We start from the raw sequence: 20,738 nt of genomic DNA, 5'->3' as shown, positions 1-20,738 counted from the left end.
ATCCGATGCCGGGCCCGCTCCTCCACCTTGGCGCGACCGTGATGTGCAGCCACGGCGGGCAGGCGATGCCGACGGCGCCGAACCCGCGGGTGCTCGTCTCCGGCCAACCGGTCGCAACCATGGCGTCGCCGTACGCCGTCGCAGGCTGCTCCTTCGTGCCGCCGGGTGGCAACGGACCTTGCGTGACGGCGCAGTGGGTGATGGCGGCGACGCGCGTCCTCGTCGCGGGGCAACCGGCCATCCTCCTCGACAGCCAGTCCCTCTGCACGCCGACCGGTACGCCGCTCGTTCCGACGGTCGCGCAGACGCGCGTGATCGGGAGTTGAACGATGAACGTAGCCTTTCCATACCGCGTTGATGGCCGGGGCCGCACGGCGGAGGCCGAGAGCGAGGACGCGCACATCCACGACCTCATCGAACAGGTGCTCTTCACGACCCCTGGGGAGCGCGTGAACCGTCCCGATTTCGGCTGTGGCCTGATGCAGCTCGTCTTCGCGCCTAACAGCCCGGAGCTCGCTGCCACCGTCCAGGCGCTCGTCCACGGTGCGTTGCAGCAGGAGCTCGGACACCTCGTGCGGATCGAGGGGGTCAGCGCGTCGAGCGCCGATGCGACGATGACCGTCCTGGTACGCTACGCAGTGCTGCGCACGAAGCGGAATGGCGCGGCGCGCTTCACCAAGCAGGTGCCAGCATGACTGGGCAGTATTTCTGCCACGCCCCCGGTCGGGTGGTGGCGCTGCGCGAGGCGGCGGCGGGGAGCCCGGCGGTCCTCCTCAACGGCATCCATTTCCTCGAGGTCGATCCGGGGCAGCGCCGGCTCAGGGTACACTTCGTGCATCCGCTCGACCTCGTGCCGGCGGCCCCGCTCACGCCCGCGAACGTGGAGATCCGCGGCGGCGCGCGGGTGCGCAACCCCGCCGTCACCGCCATCGCGCCAGAGAACGAGGTGCTGACGGTCGATGTCGCAACAGCGGGCGACTTCTCGCGCTACCGCCTGCGCCTCGTCGCCTCTGCGGGCACCGGCGTGCCACCCGACGGCATCGACCCGGCGCTCGCCGAGATCGAGTTCAGCTTCAAGGCCGACTGCCCGAGCGACTTCGACTGCCGTCCGGCCGCCACGTGCCCGCCGGATCCCGCGGCGGGTCCGGCGGTCGACTATTTCGCGCGCGACTACGCGACCGTCCGCCGGCTGATCCTCGACCGTATGTCCGTGCTGATGCCCGAGTGGTGTGAGAGGAGCGCGGCCGACCTCTGGGTCACGCTCGCGGAAGCGATCGCCTACCGGGCCGACGAAATCGCCTACTTCCAGGACGCGGTCGGGACTGAGGCCTATCTCGGCACCGCGCGCCAGCGGGTCTCCGTCCGCCGCCACACGCGCCTCCTCGACTATCCGTTCCATGACGGCCGCAACGCGCGGACCTTCGTCGCCTTCGAGGTCGAGCCGGCCGCCGATGGGCAGGTCCTCAACGGATGCGACCCGGAGACAGGGCTCGGCGGAACGCTCGTCTTCACCACGGTTCCGGGGCTCGGCCCGGCAGTCTCGCAGGACGACGCCGATACGGGCCTCCGGGCGGGAGCGCAGCCGTTCGAGCTTCTCGAGCCCGTCACGCTCTTCAGCGCTCACAACGGGATCGCTTTCCACACGTGGAGCGACGACGAATGCTGCCTGCCGAAGGGCGCGACGCTCGCCTTCCTGCGCGACGATCCCGGTAACCGCCTTCGCCTTCGCGCGGGCGACATCCTGATCTTCGAGGCGATGAAGAGCACGACGACCGGAGAAAAGGTCGACGCTGACCGCCTCAGGCGCCACGCCGTGCGCCTCACGCATGTCGATCCCGAGGCGCGGATGAAGGGCGGCGTCCGCGGGGTATCATCCCCGCGGCGCGATCCCGTCACCGGCGAGGCCTTCGTCGAGATCGAATGGGGGGAGGGGGACGCGCTGCCGTTCCCGCTCTGCCTCTCGAAGCGGATTGGCGGTGCGCTGGTGGACGGGATGGCGGCGGTGGCGGGCAACGTTGGGCTCGCGGACCACGGCGTCACGGTGGCGCGGGAGGAGCGGCCGGAGCCGCTGGCGGGCGGCCGCACTCCCCGCTTCCGCCTCGCCTCGACCGCGGTCGCTCTGCTGACGCAACAGGGGCGCGTGCGCGTGCCCGGCAGCGACGAAGTGGTTCTGATCGACCGCAGCAAGGCGGCGAGCGCGGCCCTCGTTTGCGAGATGGCGGACGTGCGCCCCGCGCTCGAGGTGCGGAGCGGCAGCGATCAGCGGCGCTGGAACGTGCGCCGCGACCTTCTCGCGAGCGGTGGGGCGGCGAACGACCTTGTTGTCGAGGTCGAGAACGACGGCCGCGCCTTCCTGCGCTTCGGCGACGGCGTGAACGGCCGGCCGCCGCGTCCGGGCGAAGATCTCACGGCACGCATCCGCGTTGGCAACGGGGTGGCCGGGAATGTCGGGGCCGAGGCGATCGGCCATGCCGTCGCCGCATTCGGGGGCATTTCGCGCGTACGCAATCCCTTGCCGGCAACGGGTGGGGTCGATGCGGAGCCGATGCTGAAGGCCCGGCTCGATGCGCCGGAGGCCTTCCGCCGGCAGGAGCGCGCCGTTACCGAGGCGGATTACGCCGAGGTCGTGGAGCGCGATCCCCGCGTCGAGAGGGCCGTCGCGACGCGCCGTTGGACGGGAAGCTGGTACACGATGTTCATCACCGTCGACCGGCGCGGGAGCGAGACGATCGATCCGGCATTCGAGGCGGCGCTCGCCGCGCATGTCGAGCGCTACCGACTTGCTGGGCACGACGTCGAGATCGACGGGCCGCGCTACGTGGCGCTCGACGTCGCCCTGCACGTCTGCGCGAAGCCCGGCTACTTTCCGACAGACATCGAGAGCCGCCTCCTCGACCGCTTCAGTGCGGGCCTCAGGTCGGATCGCGAGCCCGGCTTCTTCCATCCGGACCGCCTCACGTTCGGAGAGCCCGTGTACCTCAGCGCGGTGATCGCCGCAGCGATGGACGTCACAGGCGTCGCCTTCGTGACGCCGCTCACGTTCCAGCGGCTCGGCCGGTCCCCGGCGGGCGAAATTGAAGCTGGCCGCATCGCAATGCAGCGGCTCGAGATCGCCCGGCTCGACAACGACCCAAACGCCCCGGAGAACGGCCGCATCCGCTTCGAGGTGGAGACGAAAGGGCAGGCGCGATGACGATCGACGCGAGCGGGCTTGACACCTGCGGCTGCTGCGAGGGCCTCGAGGAGCCCGCGATGCCGAAGAACGCCCCCGGCCTTCCCTCGATCGGCTACCGTGTCGATACGCAGCCCGGCTTCTACCGCCGCATGCTGGAAAGCCTGCCGCTCGCCCGGCGCGACCGGGAGTCTCCTGACGCGCAGCACCCGCTGGCGCGGCTTCTCACGCGGGCGAGCGACGATCCGACCGTGGCGCTTGTGGACGCGGCGGCGTGCGTCGCCGACGTTCTCACCTTCTACGGGGAGCGGATTGCCAACGAGGGCTTCCTGCGGACGGCGACGGAGCGGCGTTCCGTCCTTGAGCTCGCCCGGGCGATCGGCTACGAGCTGAAGCCCGGCGTCGCGGCGAGCGTGCATCTCGCCTTCACCGTCGAAGATGCGCCCGGGGCGCCGCAGGTCGCGACGATCCCTCAGGGCACGGCAATCCAGAGCGTGCCCGCCCAGGGGCAGATACCGCAGGTGTTCGAGACGAGCGCTGCGATCGTCGCCCGCGCCGAATGGAACGCGCTCGTGCCCCGGCTGACGCGCCCGGCAGACATGGCGGTGCTCGAGACGGCGACCAACGGAAAGACGACGCGCGTCCTCGCGCTTCTCGGTCCCGCCGGGAGTTTCCCACCGCTCACCGTGGGGCTGCACGCGAACCTCGACAGCGCGGGCCTCTTCCGGCTCGACCCGAGCCTTACCATCGAGGCGAGTGTCGACGCACTCGAGGTCGGTCGGATCTACGTCGCCGAGGGGGTGAGCGGCATCGAAGGAGGCGATCTCCTCCTCTTCGTCGGCAAGAACGGCGCAGATCTTAGGACGCTGGTCCTCAGCGTATCCGCGGTTTCGCCGGAGCCGGAGCTGAAGCGGATCCGCATCGACCTCGAGCCGCTACCCGAGCCTGTGCCCGACCCGCCCGCACCGCGGATCGCGACGTGGCTCGTCCCCTACACCCTTCGCCCCGTCGTGAACTTGGCGAAGCCGCAGATGGCAACCGTTCCCTTCACCAGCGCCTCCATCGCCGGCACGATCTCCGCGCGCTCGTGGCGGGAGAGCGACCTCCAGGCGATGATCGGGATGCAGCGCTGGGACGCGGGCGCACTCTCTGATGCGATCGCCGGCGCTAGGCCCAGCGGGCCGCCCCCTTCGCCGGAGGTCGGCGCGTTCGCATTCGTCAGCACGCTTGGCTTCTTCGGCAACAACGCACCGCGATGGAAGCTCCTGCCGGACGGGACCACTGCCATACACGGCAATGCCTACCCTACCGGCTGGGACAAGGGCGACACGATCGATGGGGGCGGAACGCTCCCGCGGACGATCTGGGAGACCTCGCAGGGTTGCAGGACGACGCCGCTCGTCCATCTCGAGCGCGCGGTGGCGGACGTTGTCCGCGGCAGCTGGGCCGTATTCGATGCGCCGGACGTCGTGGCCGAGGCGTTCACCGTCCTCGACGCGCGGGAGACCTCGATCGCTGACTTCGGCATCTCGGGGCGCGGCATGCAGGTTCGCGTCGCCGATGCGAACGGCAATCCTCTGCCCACCTCTCCGCCCAATTTCCGCTTCCGCACGGCGACGGCGCACGTCGCAAGCCGCCGCCTCGATCTCGCCGAGCTTCCGATCGACGCGCCGATCGCGGCGAGAGACACGGCGATCGAGCTCGACCGGATGGTGCTCGGCCTCTCGGTCGGCCAGCCGGTGGCGCTAACGGGCGAGCGTTACGACGTTGCGGGTGTCGATGCCGCGGAGATCGCGATCCTCGCCGACATCGTCCACACCGACGGTCGGACGACGCTCGTCTTCGAGGATGAGCTCGAGAACTCTTACGTCCGGGCGAGCCTGCGCATCAGCGCCAACGTCGTCCACGCAACGCACGGCGAGACGGCGCGCGAGGTGCTCGGCAGCGGCGATGCCTCGGTGCCGAACCAGCGCTTCACGTTGAAGAAGCCGCCGACCACCTACCTCCCCGCGAAGGGAGGCGCCGCGAGCACGCTTCAGGTGCGCGTCGCGGGCGTCCTCTGGGACGAGCGGTCCTCGCTCTATGGTGCGCGCGCTGACGAGACCGTCTACACGAGCCGCTTCGCTGACAACGGAACGACGACGGTGATTTTCGGCAACGGCATTGAGGGCGCGCGGTTGCCGACGGGGACACTCAACGTCGCGGCCCACTATCGGAGCGGGATCGGGCCCGAGGGCGAGGTAGCGGCCGGTGCGCTCACGATGCTGCGGGCGATACCGCTCGGGGTGCGCGGCGTCACCAATCCGCTGCCCGCGTCGGGCGCGGAAGGCCCCGAGCGGCTCGATGACGCCCGCCGCAACGCGCCGCTGACGCTCCTGACGTTCGACCGCGTCGTTTCCCTCCTCGACTACGAAGACTACGCCCGCGCCTTCCCGGGGATCGGCAAAGCGCGCGGCGACGTCCTCTGGGTCGACGGCGCCTCGCGGGTGTTCTTGACGGTCGCCGGCGCGACCGGTGGCCCTCCGGGAGAGGACATCCTCGAGAAGCTCGCCGTCTCGATCGCGGCGGCCAGTGATCCGGCGCAGCGGTTCGACGCAGCCCCCTTCGCGCCGCGCTTCTTCTCCGTCAAGGCGTCGGTCGCCGTTCATCGCCGTTACGTTGTGCGCGAGGTCATCGAGAGCGTCGCGGCCGCGCTCCGCAACGCCTTCGTGTTTAAGGCGAGGGATATCGGCCAGTCTGTCACGGCGGCCGAGATCATGGCGCTCATCCACCGTGTCGAGGGCGTTGTCGCCGTCGATCTCGACGAGCTCGTCCCCTCCGCCGGGACCACCGTCACCCCCTCCGACCCGGCAGCCACCGCAGTGCCGGCCTTCGCCGCCCGGTGGGATGCGGCGGCGCGGGCGGCGATGCCCGCCGAGCTCCTGCTCATCAATCCCGCAGGGATCGTTATCAAGGAGATGGCGTCATGAGCCTCCTGACCCCCGAGCGCCTCTACCGCCTCCTCCCCGCGGTCCACCGTCTGCGCGACGCGGTGGAGGGGGAGCCGCTCCGCGCGCTCCTCGGCGTGATCGAGGCCGAACTCACGCGGATCGAGGCGGATACGGCACGGCTCTACGACAACTGGTTTATCGAGACCTGCGAGGAGTGGGTGGTCCCCTACATCGGAGACCTCCTCGGCGTCCGCGCGATCCGGCCCGTGCCGTCCGCCGGCGTCAGCGCCCGCGCCTATGTGGCGAACACGATCGCCTACCGTCGCCGCAAGGGCACGGCGGTCGTCCTCGAGGAACTCGCGTGGGACGTGACGGGCTGGCCGGCGCGGGCGGTGGAGTTCTGGCAGCGGCTCACGACGACCGAGCACATGAACCACGTCCGCCTAGCGCCGACGTTCACCGCGCGCATCCGCGAAACCGTGACCGCCGAACTCGCCGATGGCCCCTTTGACCGCTTCGCCCACACAGCCGACGTCCGCCGCATCGCGGCAGGGCGCGGACGGCACAACATCCCGAACGTCGGGCTCTTCCTCTGGCGGCTGAAGAGTTACCGGCTCGGCTCTGGGCTGCCGGGCGACGAGGCGCCGGACTTTACGAGCGCCCGCAACCACGGCGCATGGTGGAGCGTCCACCCGGCCGGCGTCGACTCGCCGCTCTTCAACGACGCGCGGACCGAGACGACGATCACCCACCTCGCCGAGGAAGAAAACGTCCCGGGCCAGCTTCGCGCGCTCGCCCTCCACGCCGAACTCGAGCGGCTGAGGCGGGGGATCGCCGCGCCCGCGCCCGTCTTCATGACGGCCGACGACCCGGTTCTCCGGATCTTCGTGCGGCTCGTAGGGGAGCCGGCACCGGTCGAGGTTCCGCGAGAGAGCATTTTCATCTGCGACATTCCGGACGACGTCGCCGCCGCCTCGCCGCCACTGCGGGCGGTCGCCGTTGATCCCGTCCGCGGGCGGCTCGCGTTTCCGGAGGCGCTGGCGGTGGAGGAGGTCCGCGTCCAGTCGAGCTACGGCTTCGCCGGCGACACGGGCGGCGGGCCGTACGACCGTAGCGCCGCGGTGCGCGCCGCGAACGCCGCGATCGGGCTCGATCTCGGCGCGGCCTCCGAGGGCGGCTTCAACGACGCCTCGTGGCAGGCGGGAGTCAGCCATCTTTTGACCGACGACGGGAGTGGGATGATCTTCTCCTCGCTCCGAGAGGCGGCGGCGGCCTGGAACGCCCTCCCGCCCGGAGCGACGGGGGTCATCGTCCTCATGGACAGCCTCAGCGATGCAGACGGGACGGTGGTGGTCGAGATCGGCGAGGGTTCACGGCTTCTCGTCGTCTCCGGGACGTGGCCGCTCGAGCCGTTGCCCAGGAGCGTGGCGCGGCGGACGGGGCACTTCACGGCCGACCGCGTCCGCGCACACGTAGTCGGCGATCTCGTCGTCCGCGGCACAGAGCCGGCAGGATCGATGCGCGGCGGCTTTTTCGCCCTCAACGGGCTCCTCCTCGAAGGCGCCCTCGTCGTCGCTGCCGGCGAACTCGGGGAGTTGAGGCTTGCCCACACGACGCTGGTGCCGGGGGGCAGTGGCCTCCGTGTCACGGCGGGCCGGAACGCGCGGATGACCGTTACGGTCGATCATTCCATCCTGCCGGCGATCGACATTCCCGGACCCATCGCCCGGCTCGCCGCCGCCGACAGCCTGATCGGGAAGGAGGGCTCGCCCGCGTTCGGAATCGACGCGCCGGAGACGCCGGCCGAGTTCCTGCGAACCAGCATCTTCGGCCCCGTCCGCGTCCAGTCGGTGAGCGCCTCAGACTGCATCTTCGCGGCCGGAATCGACGCCGCGCGACGGCAGACCGGCTGCCTGCGCTTCAGCTACGTGCCGCCGGGATCCGCCGCACCGCGCCGCTACCGCTGCCAGCCCGACCTCGAGGCGAGCACGCGGATTGCGGCGGCGCGATCGACCGCCGCCAAGGCCGGCCTTCCGCCGCCAACGGAAGCGGCCGAGGCGGTGATCCGGGCGGAGGTGGAGGCGCGGATCCGTCCGCTCTTCGTGTCGCGCCGGTACGGCGACCCGGGCTTCGGCCAGCTCGAGCTGCGTTGTGCCGACGAGATCCGCACCGGTGCCGAGAGCAGGGCGGAGATGGGCGCATACGAAATGCTGAAAGAACCAGAGCGGAAGGCGAACCTCCGCGACGCTCTCGACGAGTATCTCCGCTTCGGGCTCGAGGCCGGGCTCTTCTTCGTCAACTGAGGCTGGGGCAGATATGAAAGCCGATCTCTCTCGCGATACGTTCGACAGCCGCCAGCACTTCTCGTCGGTCCGGCTCCAGCAAGGCCGCATCATCACCGACGCCGACTGGAACGAGCAGGCCGACATCACGCGGCATCGGGACGAGACACAGGCGCACGGCATGATCGGGCCCTGCGGCGGCCCGATGGGTGCGGCCGGATACGCGCTCGTCGCGGAGACGAACGCGCTCGCGGTCCACGCGCTCGATGCGGACAACGCATGGGTTCTCGCTGAGGACGGTGCGCTTCTCGCGACCGACAACGGCGGCGTCGATTTCGCACTCGCGGATCTCGGCACGGCGGAGCATCTGCGGGCGGCCGCGAGCGTCGGCGAAACGGGCTGGGTGGTCGGCGACGCTGGTCTCGTACGACGGACGACGGACGGGGGTACAACATGGACGGCGCCGAACGCCGGAACGGTGCGGACGCTGAGAGGGGTTACCGCCGTCGGCACCAGCCACGCTTGGGCCGTCGGCGACGGAGGGACGGTCGTCTTCACGACTGACTCCGGGGCGAGCTGGAGGCGGGTCGAGACCGGGGCGGCCCGGCTCTATGCCGTCGAGTTCGCCGACACGTTGAACGGCCTTTCTGTCGGAAATCACGGCGCAATCCTCTCGACAGGAGATGGTGGTGAGACCTGGACCGCCGTCGACGGCGGAACGACCGCGCATCTTCGCGCGCTGGCGCGGATCGGCACTACGCGCGCGTGGGTCGCGGGGGAGCGCGGAACAATCCTCAGGAGCATTGACGGGGGCGCGAATTGGACCGTCTGCTCCACCCGATCCGCGGCTACTCTCCATGCAATCGCATTCCGCGACGCGAACGAGGGCTGGGCCGCTGGCGTTGGTGGCACCATCCTCCACACGTCCGACGGTGGCGAGACGTGGCTGGCGGAGGACATCGGTGTCGACACGGCACTCCGCGGCCTCTCCGTCTTCGGCGCGGAGCCCGCCTGGGCGGTCGGCGACGGCGGTGTGACCGTCAGGCTCGGCGGTGGCTCGCCGGCGAGCGCCGTCACCGTGCTCCCCGCCGTCAATCTCTCCATCTCCCCGGGCCGCTATTACATTGACGGCGTCCTCTGCGAGCTTGACACGCGCGGCTCGTTCGCGCACCAAGCCGACGGCGGCACCGGCAAGCGGCTTGCGCCGGGAGTGCATCTTCTCTATCTCAACGCTTGGCAGAGGCACGTCTCCGCGCTCGCGGCCCCCTCGATCCGGGAGATTGCGCTCGGCGGACCGGACACGGCGACACGGGCGCAGATGGTGTGTCAGGTGCGCGCGCTGGTGCTAGCGGCGACGAGCCCCTTCGTCGTCACCTGCGATTCCACGATTCCAGAATGGGAAGTGCTGACCAGCACGGCGCGACCGCGGCTCGCGGCTCGTGCCGAGCCGCAACTCACTGTGACTAGCCTCTGCGAGATTGCCGCGACGACCGGCTACCGACGCCTCGAAAACCAGCTCTACCGTATTGAGGTGCACGAAGGCGGCGCCAGCCCCAGCTTCAAATGGTCGCGCGAGAACGGGTCCGTCGGCTATGCCGTGGTCTCTGTATCAGTTGATGCGACCGCGAACGAGACGACGGTGCGCGTTGCGGCACGCGGGCGAGACGCCAATCTCGACGTCGCGGTGCACGACTGCGTCGAGCTGACCGACGATGTCGCCGAGCTCACGGCGCGCGCGGGAACGCTCCATAAGTATGTCGCCAACGGGGACGACCCGCTGGAACTCGTCCTCGCCGGGGTGCCCTCCGGCTCGATTGGACTGGACCCTGAGCGCCACCCGGTCTTGCGGCGCTGGGATCACGGCGCGAACCTCATCTTGGGCCACGCGCTTCCGATCCTGGAGGATGTCTGGATCGCGTTGGAGGACGGAGTCGAGGTCCGTTTTTCGCCCGGTGGAAACTACCGCCCAGGTGATTACTGGATCGTCCCCGCCCGCACGATCACCGGCGACGTCGAGTGGCCACGGGACGAGCATGGCGATCCGGTCGCGCGGGAGCCGGCGGGTATCGCCGATACCTACTGCCGTCTCGGCCTTGTCGAGGTCGGGCCGGACGGCACAATCACCGTCGTCGGCGACTGCCGCGAGCTGTTCCCGCCGCTCACCGCGTTCAAGATGATTCACTACGTCTCCGGCGATGGGCAGGACGCCGCGCCCGGGGCGGTCCTCGCGCAGCCTCTCACTGTCCGCGTCGCGCGCGGCAACCTGCCCGTCGAGGGGGCGAGGATCCGCTTCGAGGTCGAGAGCGGGGGCGGGGGCGTCGGAGACGGGACGGGCAGCTTCGCCGCCACGCACGAGGTCACGACGGACGCGTCCGGCCTGGCCGAGTGCCGCTGGTCGCTCGGGCCGGGTGCGACGAGAAGGGACCGCTTCCAGCGCACCCGGGCGAGCCTTCTCGACGCTGACGGAGATCCTGTCCCGGGACAGGTGATCGTCTACTGCGCGACCACGACGCTTGTCGTCCTCTATGTCTCGGGCGACGGACAGGAAGGGGATGCGGGCAGTGACCTGCCATACCGGCTGAGGCTGCGCGTCACGAACGGCTGCGATGGGATCGCGGGTGTCGCTCTTGCCGCGAGCGTCGAGGAGGGCGGAGGCGCGATCGTCGGGCCGGGCGTGACCGACGCCGACGGCTATGCAGCCTTCGACTGGCGTCTCGGCGCGGGCGGCGGGCAGCGCGCAACGGTGCGAGTCAGGGACGCGGGCGGCACGGAGCTGCAGCGGCTCGAGTATACGGCGGCCGTGCGGCAGCCGGTCCCCAGCGGGGGCGGGTGCGAGGTCACCATTGGGCCGGGAGGCGATTTTGAGAAGCTCAGCAGGGAATTACTCGCGCAACTCTTCGAAATAGGCCAGGGTGCGGCGTGCGTCTGCTTCTTGCCCGGCCACCATGGGATTGACGGGCTCGAATTCGACGGAAACGGCGAGGCCCGTCTGAGCATCCACGGCTGCGGGCCAACGGCGGTCGTCGAGGTCAACGGTGGGATCGCCCTCAGCGGATTTTTGGCGCTCGAGCTCCGAAACCTCGAGCTCGCGTTGAGCGAGGACCAGGGCGTTCTCCTGCGCAAGAACCGGAATGTGTCCCTTTCGACGGTCTCGATCACGAGGCAGCAGGTCGAGGGGCACGAACCGTGCCTGCACGTCGTTCAGGTGGGCGACCTTGCGATCGGCTGCTGCGTGGTTGGCGCCGCCTGGCCGGCATCGGTGGTCATCGAAGAAGTGATCGGCGCATGCCGGATTGACGGAAGCCGGTTTGCCGGACCCCTCAGCTTCTACGGGCTTCCGCGGTGGGGCGACGTGAGGCGCTATATCGAGGCATTCTCTGATCATCCCGAAGCGAGGCTGGAGGCGAACACGAGTTCACTCCAGCTCACACGCAACGACCTCCAGCTCCTCACCATCGGTGGCGATATCGCCGAAACACTGGTCAACCGCAAGGCCCGCGGCCTGTTCCAAACGGCAGTTCTCGACAGCAACAACTTTGCCGTGGGCCAGAACGTCTTCGCGAGCGCGTTCCTCAACTTCGCGAACAACAGCCTCCTCGCCACCGCTCCCGGCGACAATTTCATATACGGCGCCATGATCGCGGTTCGCGCCACCGCGGTGGGGAATCTCGCCTTATTCTTCAATAAGATCGGGTTCCTGCACCTCCTGACACCGGCCGGGGGCCTCTCCACCAACGCCGCGAACCAAGTGAGCATCCAGCCGCCATGAGGACGAGCGAGAAACGGCTGGTCCGCTTCGCCGACTATCGTGACCGCCATAGCGGCGCGACCGTGGTCGTCTGTGGTTGCGGGCGGTCGCTCCTGTCACTCACGGCGCCCGACCGCTTCCTCACGATTGGCGTCAACGATGTCGGCCGCGTGTTCGACCCCACCTATCTCGTCGTCCTCAACCCTCGACACCAATTCGCCGCCGACCGCTTCCGATACGTCGAGCAGAGCCGCGCGCGCGCGATCTTCACGCAGCTCGACCTCGGCCTGACGCACCCCGACGTCGTCCGCTTCCGCCTTGGTCCCCACGGCGGCACCGACTTGAGCGACCCGGAAACGCTGCCGCACACGCGCAACTCGCCATATGTCGCGCTATGCCTCGCCTTGCACATGGGAGCGAGGCGTGTCGGACTGGTTGGCGTGGACTTCACCGACCATCACTTCTTCGGGGCCACGGGGCGGCATCCCCTCGCTCGCGAACTCGCGCAGATCGACCGGGAGTATGCAAAGCTGGCTGCCCACTGGGCCCCGCGCGGCGTCGAAATCGTGAACCTCGGCGCTGAAAGCCGCCTCACCGCGCTGCCGAAGTGCACGCTCGAGTCCTTCCTCGACGCTCCGGGGCACGATCGGGAGACCATGATAGGCGGGAAGTCGTTGGAGATCGTATCGTACTCCACGATGCCGGTCGCCGGCGTGCCTGCTATCCTCGCACGCTGCATCGCCGCGCGTACACCGCACCGTGCGCGATGCGTCTGGGCTCGCAACAACTATGGGAACGGCGTCGTCTTCGACGGCGACATCGAGTGGAACGCCCGTCCCGGCGAAGCGATGGCCTCATTGGACAAGGCTGATCTGATAATCGTTCATAATGGCAAGGTCGACGCGCGGCACGCGTCGATCATCCACGGCAAGCCGGCGTTGGTGATGGCTCACAACTACATGTGGAATGTCGACCGGGCGCTGATAGAGAAGGGGTTTCCCGGCGTCGTCATCGGCCAGTATCAGGCGACGCTGCCGGAGTTTGCCGGCTGGCAGATCGTACCCAATCCAATTCCGTTCTGGGAAGCGGCATTCCGACCCGAGACGAAGAACGAGGTTGTGACGGTCGCCTACACGCCTTCGGGCCGCCACGAGAGCTATCCGGAAGGTCACCGCCTCTACTGGCACGGCAAAGGCTATGCGACAACCACGGGGATCCTCGACGACCTCGGCAAACGCCATGGGATTCAGGTCAAAGCCATCAAGGACCGGCAGCTGAGCCATGCCGAGGCGCTCGCAGCCAAACGGGCCGCCCACATCGTCATCGATGAGTGCGTCACCGGCAGCTATCACCGCAACAGCCTGGAAGGGCTCGCCTGCGGCTGCGTGGTGGTCAACGGCGTCGGGCTGCTGCCCGGTGTCACCGATGCATTCCGCCACTGTGCAGGCGATGCGACCGAGGTTCCATTCGTGCAGGCGAGTCGCGGCACCCTCGCGGCCGTACTGTCGGAACTGATCGAATCCGGCCCGGAAACCCTGGCCGCCAAGGGGCGTCGGAACCGGGCATGGTTCGAAGCCCACTGGGATTTCCAGACACAGTGGGAGCGGCATTGGCTGCAGGCCGTGGAGCAGGCGGTCGACCGCGCCAACCGATCGAGGAGGCACCTCCCCATGCACAAGTCCATCACGGAGGCGCTGGCAGTGCCCGCAGCCGCGCTGCGCATCCAGCGGGAGCAGGGCCTCTCGGTCGTCATTCCCTTTAGTGGATGGCGGCGGCTAGGCCAGTTGGCTACGGTGCTGGCCACGTTGCGCCAGTCCCCGGCGGTGGACCAGATCATCGTCGCCGAAATGGGCTTGGCGCCCACGGCCTTGGAGGTTGCGCGGCGGTGGGAGACGGACCATCTCTTCATCGCCTCTGCAGGACCCTTCGATAAGGCCCGCACCATCAACGCCGGAAGCCTGTTGGCACGTCGGCCGGAAATCCTGTGGTGCGACGGCGACCTGCTGTTCGGCGAGGATTTCCTGGTGAGCGCGCAGGAGGAGTTCAGAACCCAGGCGCTGGACTTCTTCTTTCCCTTCACAAGGATCGAGTACCTGGACGAGGCTCAGAGCCGTGAGGTCCAGGCGGGAACGCGGAGGCCGGCCGAATGTCGCCCCGTGCGAACGCTGAGCCCAATCAGAGGGGGAGCAATTGGCGGAGCAGGCCTGATCCGTGCGTCGTTCCTACATCGCCACGGCGGTATGATCGAGGGCTTCCTCGGCTGGGGCGGTGAGGACAATGCCTGGGTACACAAAGCATCGCTTGTCGGCCGAGTCGGCGCGACCCGTCAAGCGAACCAAGTTGCATGGCACCTGTTCCATGCGGAAGGGGGCGCTACATCACAGCCTTGGCGCAGGAACCCAAACTATACCCGGAATGTCGAACTGCTCGGTCGGATCCAGCGGATCCGTTCGGTGGCCGAACTGGACCGACTGTTTCCCCGTCCCGCAAAGGCGCCGCCGCCTTGGCCGCCGCAGTTGCGGATCGTCCTCGTGGCGGTCGCGGATGCTCCTCGGGCATCAGGGTTGGCATCGGAATGGTCGCAGAGGCTTGACAAGATTTATGAATGCTCCGTGGCGGTGTCGGAGGCAACTGCGGACGGACTAGCAGCGATGCTCGATGGCATCGCTGCCGAGGTTCTTGTCGTCTTTGCCGACGGGGACTCGGCGATCGCTGCAGTCGCGGCTGCGCGCCGCGACCGCCCAGTCGTTGTAGTCTCGACCGGGACCGATCCGAATGTCGCTTGGCCTTCGACCCCCGATGGAGCGGCTTGGATTCTCGCCCGGACCCCCGAACAGGTCGCCGCATGGCATCGACGTGGCTTGCCGGTCTGGCACCGCCCTTGGGAAACGCAGGCTGGCGCGGACGCGGACAAGATCCCGACGATGGTCCAACCGTTGAGCCTGCTGCTGGGCGCTCGACCGGCTTCCGGAGAAGTCCCCGTGTGGACCTATTGGGAAGGGCCGATGCCGGAATGGATCGCCAAGTGCATCGAGACCATGCGGCGCCATGCCTTGTCGCTCCGCGTGATCGAGCCGCGCGATTTCGAGGCCTTGTGGGATAGGGATCGCGACCTCGACCTGTCCCGACTGCACGTGGCGCAGCGGTCGGACTTCGTGCGCGCCTTCCTCCTGATGCGGTTCGGCGGATTGTGGATCGACGCAGACTGCATCATCATGAGGGACCTGACCCCGCTTCTCGCGCAACTGGACCGGTTCGATATCATTGCTCACCGAGAGCGCCAGGGCCTCTTCTCCAATGCCTTTCTCGCGGCACGCCCGGGCAGTGCCGTAGCAGCACGTTTCTACAATAACCTCTGCACGAGGTTGCGCGCTCGCCGCCCCTTGTCCTGGATTGCGCTCGGCAATGAACCATTGACCGACGTGCTGGAGGGCGCTGACGAGCCATGCCTGGAACTGCCGGTTGAGGCGGTGCAGCCGGTATGCTGGAGCCGCCCTGAAGTCTACTTCCAATTGGCCGAGGATGCCGAGCATGAGCGCCGGCTGGACCCCCTCGCATGGTGCTATATGCTCTCGCAGCAGAATGTCATCCGTCACCAGAAGAGCGCGCCTGGAGCCGAACTCCTGGCAATGGACAGCTTCTTCACCTTTCTGCTGCGCTGCTCCCGCAATAACGCCGGTCCCTCGGTGGAAAGTGACCGCCGGTCTGGAGGCGGCTCGAGCGGGAACTGCCCGTGCGCCGCTGTGCCTTGGCGCAGCACGATCACGGAGGCATTTGAGCGCCTGTGCGCCAATCATGCGGCCGAGGGCCAGGAATCAGTCAGCGGACCGGGGGCCTCCCTGCACCAGACGGTAGAGGTGAGGCGGGCCTTGCCCCTCCTTCTGCAGCATCTCCACGCGCGCGTCTTGCTCGATGTACCGTGCGGCGACTTTCACTGGATGGACCGCGTCCGCCTCGGAATCGAGACTTACATTGGCGTCGATCCGCTAGAGAGCCTGATCCTCCGGAACCGTGAGCGACATATGGCGCCAGATCGCGAGTTCCTGGCTCTGGATCTCATTGGCGATCCGCTGCCAACTGCCGATGTGGTACTATGCAGGGACTGCCTGGTTCACCTGTCCCATGATGACGCATTGCGAGTTCTCCGCAATATTGTGGACAGCAGATCGCGCTATGTTCTCATCACGACCTTTCCTGATAGGAGGGAGAACCGGGACGTGCGAACCGGCACGTGGCGCCCCCTGAATCTTCAAGCCGCGCCGTTTTCGCTGCCACCCCCCTTGGCTGTCATCAATGAGAAATGCACCGAATCCTGCGGTTGTTTCGTTGATAAGAGCCTTGGTCTTTGGCGATTGGCGGACGTCGGGCTGGCGCTATTTCAGTCCATGGCGGGGGGAGAAGGGAAATATAAATAGCCTCGGCCCTGGTGCAGGTCGGGGATGGCGTCGGCGTAGGCGTCGTCGCCGATGAGCCGATGCCGGTTGGCCATGGGGGGACCTGCGTATTGGACATTCCATCGCGACCCACGCCGACACCGGTCATCGTCACTGCCGTTGCGGTCCAGCCGCCGGTCAGGTGGCAAGGACCTTTGCAAGTCCGCCGGCCAGCTTGTCTTCCGTGAACGGCTTCTGCACCAAGGGCCAGCGGTTGTAGCGCTGCAGGACGTTCGCCCTGTCGCACCCCATCACCAGAATGAACCGAATGCCCTTGGCCTTCAGGGCTTCGGCGACGGGAAGGACTTCCTCGTGCGTCAGGCTGATGTCGAGCGTGGGGGCATCAATCGTAAGCGGCCGGGAAATGCCCTTCAGGCTTCGGCAGGCTCTGGCGGGATCGCCCAGGGCAGGAGCGCATTGTAGTCGGCGAGGTCGCGATCGCGCCCGATGGCCTCCAGGACGCGGGTCAGCCAGAGGCGCGGGTTGTGGCCGTTGCACTTGGCGGTCTCGATGAGCGTGCAGAACACGGCCGCGGCCTCGCCCCCGCCGTCCGAGCCGGCGAACAGCCAGCTCTTCCGCCCCAGAGCGATGATGCGTTCATTATGCCCCTCTTCTTCAAGTATCTGGAAACATTGAAAGTTGATCCTTGGAACCGAGGCGGCGCGGCTCGCCTTTGCGTCCAACCGCGGCAAGGACACGCTGATCCTGAAGGTCCGAAGCACGGATCTGGTAGGGAGCGCCGGGCACGACCTGCTCGGCGACGATCAGGCCAGCATTGATGAGCCGGACAAGGCGGTGACGCGAAATGCCGAGCGCCGCCGCAGCCTCATACTGGGTCAACCATTCGCCATCCTCCTCCGCAGACCGGTAGGCATGAATGCCACGGACCCGGCGCAGCGAGCCGACACGGTGTGCGGTCCAGGATTTTCCCTGCCCAGTGCGCATGCCCATCCGGTTCAGCTGCGCGGCGATCTCCGCATCCGACCAGCGCGTCGCCATGCTGCGGATCACCGCCATCGCCTCCTCCGGCGTCCGGCAGCCGTGCTCGCCGGATTTCGGTTTGGTGAGACGCAGCTGCGAGTGCTGACCGCCCTGCCAGTGGATGGTGAGGATGACTTCGCGCGCCGCCTCGTCGACGTCGGCGATGATGTTGACGATGAGGGTTCGGAGCAGCCGTTGGCGCGCCCTCGTGGTCACCGCCGGCGCGTTCCAGGCGGCCTGCAGATCGTCCGCCAGTCCGGCGAAATCCGGAACCTCGGCCACCGGAACAGGAGCCGACACGGACGCGACCCGGGCCTCGCAGGACTCGACACGCCGAAGCGCTGCCTCCCAGTTCTTTTCCAGCTGCGCGGCAATCAGCCGGTTGTCGGGATCGCAGGCGGCGTAGCGCCGTTCCGCCAGTGACGCCTCGTAGCGCGCCTTCTGCAGGTCCAGTTCTGCCATCCGCCGTCGCTCGGCTTGGTGTTCCATATGCCTCCGCTCGGCTTCCAGCGCGGCCTCGATCGCTATCGGCTCGACGGCGCGGAGAAGTTCGCCGGCGACCACCTCATCCACCCGGGAACTCCCGAACCCGAGGCATCGTGGCAGTCCCAGCATCTGGTGGGGACGTTCGCAACGGTATATGGCCTGGCTGGGCTGGCGGCCGCGATACGATACGGTCAAGCGCCGTCCGCACCGGGCACAGCTCAGGACGCCGATCAGCAGGGCGCGGCCCCCACGCCCCGATTTCGCGCCGCCGGCCCGGCCGTAGGCGTTGGCGGCGAGCAGGGTCTGGTTGCGCTCGAATTCCTCCCAGTCCACGTAGGCCTCGTGGTGATCCTTCAGCAGAACCTCCCACTCTTCAAGCGGCTTGCCGTGGCCATAGCTCTTCCGCGCCCGCCCTTCGACGATTTCGGTGCGGTGCTGGCTCTTTCCGTAAACGTAGGCGCCGGCGTAGAAAGGGTTCTTGAGCACGCTGATGACGTTGCGATAGCGGACCGGCGTCCAGTCGAAGCTGACCAGCCTCTTGCCGTCGGACGGCCGCGGGAAGCAGGCCCCCTCCGCCGCCAGCGACAGCAGGACCTGACGTGCGCTGCCCAACTCCCGGAAGCGGGCGAAGACGAGGCGGATCGTCTCCTGGACTCGCAGATCGGGATCGAAGCCCAGACCGATCTCCCGGTGCCAGACGTAGCCGATCGGCACGCTGATGCGCAGTTCGCCCCGCCGCGCCTTGCTGCGGGCGGCATCAAGCATCCGGGTCCTCAGCACTCCCAGCTCGAACTCGCTCATGCTGCCCTTCATGCCCAGCAGCAGCCGATCGTTCGGCCGCCCCGGATCGTAGACGCCATCGAGGTCGATCACCCTGGCGTCGACGAGCCCGCAGAGTTCGAGCAGATGGTGCCAGTCCCGGCCGTTGGGGCGAGCCGGGAGGCGTCGAGGCACAGCACGGCACCGATCTCACCGGCACAGAGCGCCGCCACCAGCCGCTCGAACCGGTGCCGCTGGCCGAGCGTCCCAGATCGTCGTCGATCACCTCGACCCGGCGGAACCCACGGCGCTTGGCCGCGTCGACGAGTTCGTACTGCCGGCGCTTGCTCTCCAGGTTGGTCTGGACCTGCGCCGGGGAGGACTGGCGGACGTAGACCACCGCCTTGCGCTTGAGCACCGACGGCGGCAGGAGATCAGGGTTCGCCATCGTCATGCTCCCCGGTTCCGGCACCTGCGGCTTCCATCAGGAGAAGGGCCAGTTGCACCACCGCCGCGGCGCGGTCGGCCGGGCTGATCGTCCGCAGCCTTGCGGTGTCGAAGGCCATGCTGAACTGGCGCCGGGTCTTGGCCCGTCGTGTTGATGCTGACGGCATTTTCATGTCGCTCCTCCGGGACGATGATCGCATCGCCCGGAGAGCTTCGCCTGAATACGCCGTCGCTCAGCTGACGCTGAGGGTTGATGAGCGCTTCCACGGCGACCCGCGGCGTACCGAGTTCCATGTAGGAGCAGATGACAGGGTCCAGCATCCATTCCGGCAACACTGTGATGATGCCGGGCGCCGCCTCGACGAAAACGAGACGGCCGATGGAGCGCGCCTCGCTCCACATCACCCGAACGCGACGGCCATGCAGCGGATGCCAGCGGTAATGAACGTCAACATCCTGCCCGGCATGGGCACAATGGACGGGCGATGGCCACGGCGCGCATGGCGCGCTCGGCGATGTTGTTGTCGATCTCCAGCCGGCCGTCGGCGAGGTATCGCGTCAGCGCCGGCCAGCGGGACAGCGCATAGCGGATCGCCTCGGCCAGGGCGGACTTGTCCGAAACTTGGCCCAGCAGCTGCTACAGGTGCATGCGCAACGCGGTGATCTCCGGCGCTGCCTCGGCCTGCCGCGTCGTCGCACGCTAGGCCGCCGGCTGGCCGCGCACGCGCTCCTCCACGGCATACAGCCGGCCGATGCGCTACAGCACCTCCTTGGCCGCCGCTCCCTTGTGCGCCTAGTGGACGTCGAAGAACTTGCGCCGCACGTGCGCCCAGCAGGCCACCTCGCTGATCGCCAGCGGATCGGCCCCCTTGGTTTCGTACAAGGCGTTGAAGCCGGCATAGCCGTCGGCCTGCAACGCGCCCGTCCAGCCTGCGAGCTGACGCTGCGGATGCTCCCCCTTGCGGTCGGGCGTGTAGCGGTAGAGTACGGCTGGAGAGGCGGTGTCGGCGCTGGCGCGGTCATCACGCGCATAGACCCACAGCCGTCCGGTGCGCGTCTTGCCGGCGCCGGGGGCGAGCACCGGCACCGGGGTGTCGTCGGCGTGCAGCTTGGAGGCCGCGAACACGTGGGCGGCGATGCGCTCGGCCGGCGGCGTCAGCAGTACCGCGGTGCGGCCGAGCCACTCGGTCAGCGTCGAGCGCGGCAACTCTACCCCCTCGCGGGCGAAGCGCTCGGCCTGCCGGTAGGCCGGCAGGTGATCGTCGTACTTGGCCAGCACGATGTCGGCCAGCAGGCTGGCGCCGGCGTTGCTCTTGGGCAGCGGCACGGGCGGCAGCGTCTGGCTGATGTCGCCGCAGCACTGGCAGGCCATTACGGGGCGCACATAGCGGCGGACGCGCAACCGCGCCGGAACGACCTCCAGCACCGCAGCCGCTCCATCCCAGTCAGATCCTCCACCCGTTGATAAGCCATGACGTTTCCATCTCGTTTGTGTCCGCG

12 protein-coding genes are annotated in these 20,738 nt (G+C 68.1%); 7 read left to right on the top strand and 5 right to left on the bottom strand.

Translation table 11 applies throughout. The features are described 5' to 3' along the window. Positions 1-5: 5 nt before the first annotated feature. Genes J2850_RS27425 through J2850_RS27395 form a run of 7 tightly spaced genes read left to right on the top strand, consistent with a single transcriptional unit; the run spans position 6 to position 16,547 of the window. A complete protein-coding gene (locus J2850_RS27425) occupies positions 6-326 on the top strand; it encodes a hypothetical protein (protein ID WP_209989368.1) in 321 nt (106 codons plus the stop codon). 3 nt (positions 327-329) lie between these two features. Next, positions 330-695, top strand: a complete 366-nt coding sequence (locus tag J2850_RS27420; RefSeq protein ID WP_209989365.1) for a GPW/gp25 family protein — start codon at positions 330-332, stop codon at positions 693-695. Further along, positions 692-3,193 carry a putative baseplate assembly protein gene (locus J2850_RS27415; RefSeq protein ID WP_209989361.1) on the top strand — a complete coding sequence of 834 codons (2,502 nt, stop codon included), beginning with the start codon at positions 692-694 and terminating at the stop codon, positions 3,191-3,193. Before J2850_RS27420 ends, J2850_RS27415 begins: the two co-directional genes overlap by 4 nt. Continuing rightward, positions 3,190-6,141, top strand: coding sequence for a baseplate J/gp47 family protein (locus J2850_RS27410; RefSeq protein WP_209989359.1), 2,952 nt, complete (start codon positions 3,190-3,192; stop codon positions 6,139-6,141). The genes J2850_RS27415 and J2850_RS27410 overlap by 4 nt, the downstream gene beginning before the upstream one ends. Beyond that, complete coding sequence (locus J2850_RS27405) at positions 6,138-8,405, top strand: hypothetical protein (protein WP_209989356.1); 2,268 nt, start codon at positions 6,138-6,140, stop codon at positions 8,403-8,405. The genes J2850_RS27410 and J2850_RS27405 overlap by 4 nt, the downstream gene beginning before the upstream one ends. Positions 8,406-8,418: 13 nt before the next feature. Beyond that, complete coding sequence (locus tag J2850_RS27400) at positions 8,419-12,153, top strand: DUF6519 domain-containing protein (RefSeq protein ID WP_209989352.1); 3,735 nt, start codon at positions 8,419-8,421, stop codon at positions 12,151-12,153. Continuing rightward, positions 12,150-16,547, top strand: coding sequence for a capsular polysaccharide synthesis protein (locus J2850_RS27395; protein ID WP_209989350.1), 4,398 nt, complete (start codon positions 12,150-12,152; stop codon positions 16,545-16,547). The genes J2850_RS27400 and J2850_RS27395 overlap by 4 nt, the downstream gene beginning before the upstream one ends. Before the next feature lie 389 nt (positions 16,548-16,936). Here J2850_RS27395 and J2850_RS31895 read toward each other — a convergent pair whose 3' ends face one another. The 5 genes from J2850_RS31895 to tnpC form a co-directional block, all read right to left on the bottom strand. Beyond that, complete coding sequence (locus J2850_RS31895) at positions 16,937-17,092, bottom strand: transposase domain-containing protein (protein WP_209989347.1); 156 nt, start codon at positions 17,090-17,092, stop codon at positions 16,937-16,939. Positions 17,093-17,180: 88 nt separating this feature from the next. Then, a complete protein-coding gene (locus J2850_RS27385; protein ID WP_307354559.1) occupies positions 17,181-18,905 on the bottom strand; it encodes a recombinase family protein in 1,725 nt (574 codons plus the stop codon). 320 nt (positions 18,906-19,225) lie between these two features. Beyond that, complete coding sequence (locus J2850_RS27380; RefSeq protein WP_209989345.1) at positions 19,226-19,411, bottom strand: hypothetical protein; 186 nt, start codon at positions 19,409-19,411, stop codon at positions 19,226-19,228. A gap of 275 nt (positions 19,412-19,686) precedes the next feature. Beyond that, positions 19,687-19,869, bottom strand: a complete 183-nt coding sequence (locus J2850_RS32395; RefSeq protein WP_425514141.1) for an IS66 family transposase — start codon at positions 19,867-19,869, stop codon at positions 19,687-19,689. Between the two features lie 162 nt (positions 19,870-20,031). Continuing rightward, positions 20,032-20,664, bottom strand: a complete 633-nt coding sequence (gene tnpC, locus J2850_RS27370) for an IS66 family transposase (RefSeq protein ID WP_209989340.1) — start codon at positions 20,662-20,664, stop codon at positions 20,032-20,034. Positions 20,665-20,738 lie beyond the last annotated feature (74 nt).

Source organism: Azospirillum picis, assembly GCF_017876115.1.
In the GTDB taxonomy this organism is placed as follows: Bacteria; Pseudomonadota; Alphaproteobacteria; order Azospirillales; family Azospirillaceae; genus Azospirillum; species Azospirillum picis.
The sequence above is the reverse complement of the archived record's forward strand: the minus strand, read 5'-3'. Positions and strand labels throughout refer to the sequence as shown.